The sequence below is a fragment of the Azospirillum sp. B506 genome, from assembly GCF_000333595.1.
Taxonomy (GTDB): Bacteria; Pseudomonadota; Alphaproteobacteria; order Azospirillales; family Azospirillaceae; genus Azospirillum.
This window is the reverse complement of record NZ_BADK01000770.1, coordinates 1-4,625: the sequence shown is the minus strand read 5'-3', so window position 1 is coordinate 4,625 and position 4,625 is coordinate 1. Positions and strand designations below refer to the sequence as shown.

Sequence of the window (4,625 nt, the reverse complement as noted above, 5' to 3'; positions counted from 1 at the left end):
ATGCGGAGTGAGATGCGGCATCTTACATGTACCCCACGCTGCGCAGGCGCTCGAAGCTGTCTTCGGATTCATTGTCCATCGCCCGGCCGGCGCGCTCCGGAATGCGGGTCACCTGAAGCTCGGCGATGATCTCGTCGATGGTGGACGCGGTGCTGTCGACCGGGAAGGTGATGTTCTTCTCGCCCAGCGAGCGATAGCGCTTGCCGTCGCGGGCGAAGTACAGCGGGACGATGGGAATCCCCTCGCGCTGCGAATAGCGCCAGATGTCCAGTTCGGTCCAGGCCAGCAGCGGGTGGATGCGGACATGGACGCCTTCCGGGAAGCGCGTCTTGTAATGGTCCCAGAATTCCGCCGGCTGGTCCTTCACGTCCCAGTCGCCCTCCAGCGAGCGGGGCGAGAACACGCGCTCCTTGGCGCGGGTCGCCTGCTCGTCGCGGCGGATGCCGACCATCACACCCTGATAGGCATGGTCGCGCAGCAGGTTCTTCAGCCCTTCCGTCTTGCGCGCGGCGGCGCGGGTCAGCGGCGGCAGGGTCTGGTCCATCTCCTCCTCGGGCGGGCAGTGCTCCACCTTCAGATCGAGGTCCCATTCCTTGGCGATGCGGTCGCGGAACTCGTAGACTTCCGGCAGTTCCATGTCGGTGTCGAGCTGCACGACGGGGAAGGGGATGCGGCCGAAGAACGCCTTGCGGCAGAGCCAGAGCAGCGCGTTGCTGTCCTTGCCGATCGACCAGAGCATCGCCAGCTTGTCGATGCGGTTGTAGGCTTCGCGCAGAATATAGATGCTCTGGTTTTCGAGCTGGTCGAGATCGGCGCTCATCGGGCGGTTCCAATCATGGTGTGTATGCCGCATTCGGTCTTGGCGCTGCCGGCCCAACGGCCGGACCGCGCGTCGGCACCGGGCGCCACGCGCTCGGTGCAGGTGTAACAGCCGATCGACAGGTAGCCGTCGGCTTCCAGGGGGTGGCGCGGCAGGTCGCGCCGGGTGAACTCTTCCTCCAGCCGGTCCTTGTCCCAGTTGGCCAGTGGGTTGACCTTCACGCGGCCGCCCTCCGCCTCGAACAGGGGCAGGGCGGCGCGGGTCGCCGACTGGAAGCGCTTGCGTCCGGTGACCCAGGCTTCCAGCCCGGCGGTGGCGAGCGCGCGCTCCAGCGGCACCGTCTTGCGCAGATGGCAGCAGGCGTCGTAATCGCGGGCGAACAGCATGCCGCTCTTGTCGCCGGCGGCGAGGTCGTCGGCGGTCGGGCCGATCTCGCGCACATCGGTCAGGCCCAGCCGTTTCACCAGCTGGTCGCGATAGCGCAGTGTCTCGCCGAACAGCTTGCCGGTATTCACAAACAGAACCGGGAAATCCGGCGTCGCTTCGGCGGCCAGCGCCAGCAGCACCGCGGATTCGGCGCCGAAGGACGACAGCAGCGCGATCCGCCCGCCGAACACCTCATGCATGGCGGCGAGCAGGGGCGCGCCTTCCAGCGTGCCGTAGCTGTCGGTCAGATGCGTCACCCGTGTTTCCGCGTCCATCATCGGCTGCCTTTCGCGGTGGCCTTAAAACCTATCAATTAAGTAGGTTTATATATTGTGTTTGCACATTAACACCTGCGGGAAACCCGTGCAACGTAAATACATTCTCTACTTGTTTAATAGGTTTGTGCTGCGCTGCAGCTATTTGTGTGAAATATGTTGATTGTCATGTGGCGGCTGGGCTAAATACCGGCATGAACAGGATCGACGTCATAACCGGCGCAGCCGGCCATTCCTGCCCCTCGCGGTTCGGGGGGTGGCGATGATTCCGCTGGCGCTCGATCCGGCGCGGGTGGCGATTGCGCTGGCGGGCAACGGGCCGCTCGCGGTGCGCCGCTTGACCCAGCTGCGCGAGGGCGGGGCGGACCCGCAGGTCTTTTCACCGGATCCGGATGGGGAATTGGCCGCATTGGCCGGCGACCGCCTGGTACGCGCCCTGCCGGATGCCGCCGATCTCGACATGGTCGGCCTGTTGTATGTGATGGGGTTGGGGCCGGAGACCGAGACGGCGCTGGCCGAGCTGGCGCGGCAGCACCGGGTGCTGGTCAATGTCGAGGACGTCATCCCCTTGTGCGATTTCCACTCTCCCTCCGTGGTGCGGCGTGGCGATCTGGTGATGACCGTCTCCACCGGCGGCCGCAGCCCGACCCTCGCCAGCCTGCTGCGCCAGCGGCTGGAGACCCTGTTTCCGGAGGAGTGGGCGGAGCGGCTGCGCAGCATCGCCGCCCTGCGCAACCGCCGCCGGGTGGAGGGGGCATCGATGTCCGAGGTCGCCCGCGAAACCCGCGAAATGATTGACCGGGAGGGTTGGTTGCCCTGACGGCCCCGGCCGCCGCCGACCATCGCTCCGCCGAATTCACTGCCGGACCGCTGCCGGTTCGGGTTAAGACACCACCCGCGTTCGAGAACGACCAGCCAGGAGAGCCAGATGTCGGCCAAGGATCGATCGAAGGAAGGATCGATGAAAGCCATCACCGCCAACCGCCTGCGCGACGGGGAAGTCGTGTTCCTGGGCGAGGGCGGCCGGTGGGTCGAATCCTTCGTCGAGGCTGCGCTGTTCCAGCGCGCCGAGTCGGATGCCGTGCTGGCCGAGGCCAAGGCGAAGGCCGAGCGAGAACAGTTCGGCGTCGACATCTACGCCTTCGAGGTGGTGGAGCAGGACGGCGTGCCGGTCCCGGCGACGATGCGCGAGCGCATCCGCACCGCCGGGCCGACCGTCCGCCTGGACCTGGGCAAGCAATCCGTCGGCACCCAGGCCGCCTGAGTCAACGACCGCTGGCCGTTCCGGCGGCCCATTAGGGTTTATCGTCATGAACCACATCGCGCCCGGCGCCCGTGCCGGCATCTACCATTACGACGAGATCGACCGGCAGTTCGTCGCCGAGCGCGTCGAGCAGTTCCGCAAACAGGTCGAGCGCCGCCTGTCCGGCGAGCTGACGGAGGAGGAGTTCAAGCCGGTCCGGCTGATGAACGGCCTCTATCTCCAGCTTCACGCCTACATGCTGCGCATCGCCGTGCCCTATGGCGTGATGTCCGCCACCCAGCTGCGCAAGCTGGCCGCCATCGGGCGCAAGTACGACCGCGGCTACGGCCATTTCACCACCCGCCAGAACCTGCAATACAACTGGATCAAGCTGGAGGACACCCCGGCGATCCTGAACGAGCTGGCCGAGGTGGACATGCACGCGCTGCAGACCAGCGGCAACTGCGTGCGCAACGTCACCACCGACCCCTTCGTCGGCGCCGCCAAGGACGAGGTGGTGGATGGCCGCGTCTATGCCGAGATTCTGCGGCAGTGGACGACGATGCATCCCGAATTCACCTATCTGCCGCGCAAGTTCAAGATCGCCATCTCCGGCGCCGAGAGCGACCGCGCGGCGGTGCGCATCCACGATGTCGGCCTGCTGGCGCGGCGCAACGACAAGGGGGAAGCCGGCTTCTCCTTCTATGTCGGCGGCGGTCTCGGCCGCTCGCCCTTCGTCGGCAAGCTGGTGCGCGCGTGGGTGGCCCAGGAGGACTTCGTCGCCTACCTGGAAGCCATCCTGCGCGTCTACAACCAGTACGGACGCCGCGACAACATCTACAAGGCGCGCATCAAGATCCTGGTCCACGAGCTGGGGTTGGAGAAGTTCACCCAGGAGGTCGAGGAGGAGTTCGAGCGGCTGCGCGGGCCGAAGTACCGCCTGGATCCGGAGATCGTCGAGGGGGTCCGCCAGCATTTCGCCCCGCCGCCCTTCGAGGAGCTGCCCGACCATTCCGACCTGCTGGAGCGCGCCAGGGCATCCGATCCCGCCTTCGCCAACTGGCTGGCGGTCAATGTCGCCGAGCACAAGGCGCCGGGCTATGCCATCGCCACCATCTCGCTGAAACCGGCCGGCGGCATCCCCGGCGACGCCACCTGCGACCAGATGGACCTCGTCGCCGATCTGGCCGAGCGCCACAGCTTCGGCGAGCTGCGCGTCACCCATGTCCAGAACCTCGTCCTGGCCCATGTGAAGAAGGACGAGCTGTACGACCTGTGGAGGCAGCTCGACGCCGCCGGTCTGGGCAGCGCCAATGCTGGGCTGATCGGCGACATCATCGCCTGCCCGGGGCTGGATTACTGCGCGCTGGCCAATGCCCGCTCGATCCCGCTGGCGCAGGCGATCTCCGCCCGCTTCGCCGACCCGGTCCGGCAGCGCACCATCGGGGAACTCGGCATCAAGATCAGCGGCTGCATCAACGCCTGCGGCCATCATCATGTCGGCGCCATCGGCATCCTCGGCGTCGACAAGAAGGGCACGGAATATTACCAGATCACCGTCGGCGGCGACCCGACGCTGACCACCGCCATCGGCGACATCCTCGGCCCGGCGGTGACCGAGACCGAAGCGGTGGACGCCATCGAGGCGATCGTCGACGTCTATCTCGCCAACCGGTCGGACGAAAGCGAACGCTTCATCGACACCCTCCGCCGTGTCGGCCATGCCCCGTTCAAGGAGAGAATCTATGCCGCTGATTGAGAATGGGCGCATCGGCGAGGACGCCTGGAGCTTCATCCCCGATGGCGAGCCGGTTCCCAACGACCGCCCGGTCATCATCAGCTCGAGCGCTGCAGGCGAGCG

General features: G+C 66.4%; 5 protein-coding genes. 3 read left to right on the top strand and 2 right to left on the bottom strand.

Going from position 1 to position 4,625, the window contains the following annotated elements:
• Positions 1-22 precede the first annotated feature (22 nt).
• Together cysD and I71_RS24160 are read right to left on the bottom strand one after the other, a co-directional pair.
• Complete coding sequence (cysD, locus tag I71_RS24165) at positions 23-820, bottom strand: sulfate adenylyltransferase subunit CysD (RefSeq protein WP_049976312.1); 798 nt, start codon at positions 818-820, stop codon at positions 23-25.
• On the bottom strand, positions 817-1,521 hold the full coding sequence (locus I71_RS24160) for a phosphoadenylyl-sulfate reductase (protein ID WP_042699559.1): 705 nt from the start codon (positions 1,519-1,521) through the stop codon (positions 817-819). Before I71_RS24160 ends, cysD begins: the two co-directional genes overlap by 4 nt.
• 262 nt (positions 1,522-1,783) lie before the next feature.
• Here I71_RS24160 and I71_RS24155 point away from each other — a divergent pair, with 262 nt between their 5' ends.
• From I71_RS24155 to I71_RS24145, 3 genes are all read left to right on the top strand, one after another.
• Positions 1,784-2,341, top strand: a complete 558-nt coding sequence (locus tag I71_RS24155; protein ID WP_042699550.1) for a bifunctional precorrin-2 dehydrogenase/sirohydrochlorin ferrochelatase — start codon at positions 1,784-1,786, stop codon at positions 2,339-2,341.
• A gap of 141 nt (positions 2,342-2,482) precedes the next feature.
• The gene (locus I71_RS24150) at positions 2,483-2,785 is read left to right on the top strand and encodes a DUF2849 domain-containing protein (protein WP_042699556.1); all 303 of its coding nucleotides are present in this window, start codon (positions 2,483-2,485) and stop codon (positions 2,783-2,785) included.
• A 46-nt stretch (positions 2,786-2,831) separates the two neighbouring features.
• Positions 2,832-4,523 carry a nitrite/sulfite reductase gene (locus I71_RS24145; protein ID WP_042699547.1) on the top strand — a complete coding sequence of 564 codons (1,692 nt, stop codon included), beginning with the start codon at positions 2,832-2,834 and terminating at the stop codon, positions 4,521-4,523.
• The last annotated feature ends 102 nt before the right edge of the window (positions 4,524-4,625 follow it).

What these genes read in the sequence shown, in the direction of transcription:
- cysD (WP_049976312.1), bottom strand. Translation starts at nt 820, where the DNA reads ATGAGCGCCGATCTCGACCAGCTCGAAAACCAGAGCATCTATATTCTG.
- I71_RS24145 (WP_042699547.1), top strand. Translation starts at nt 2,832, where the DNA reads ATGAACCACATCGCGCCCGGCGCCCGTGCCGGCATCTACCATTACGAC.
- I71_RS24160 (WP_042699559.1), bottom strand. Translation starts at nt 1,521, where the DNA reads ATGGACGCGGAAACACGGGTGACGCATCTGACCGACAGCTACGGCACG.
- I71_RS24155 (WP_042699550.1), top strand. Translation starts at nt 1,784, where the DNA reads ATGATTCCGCTGGCGCTCGATCCGGCGCGGGTGGCGATTGCGCTGGCG.
- I71_RS24150 (WP_042699556.1), top strand. Translation starts at nt 2,483, where the DNA reads ATGAAAGCCATCACCGCCAACCGCCTGCGCGACGGGGAAGTCGTGTTC.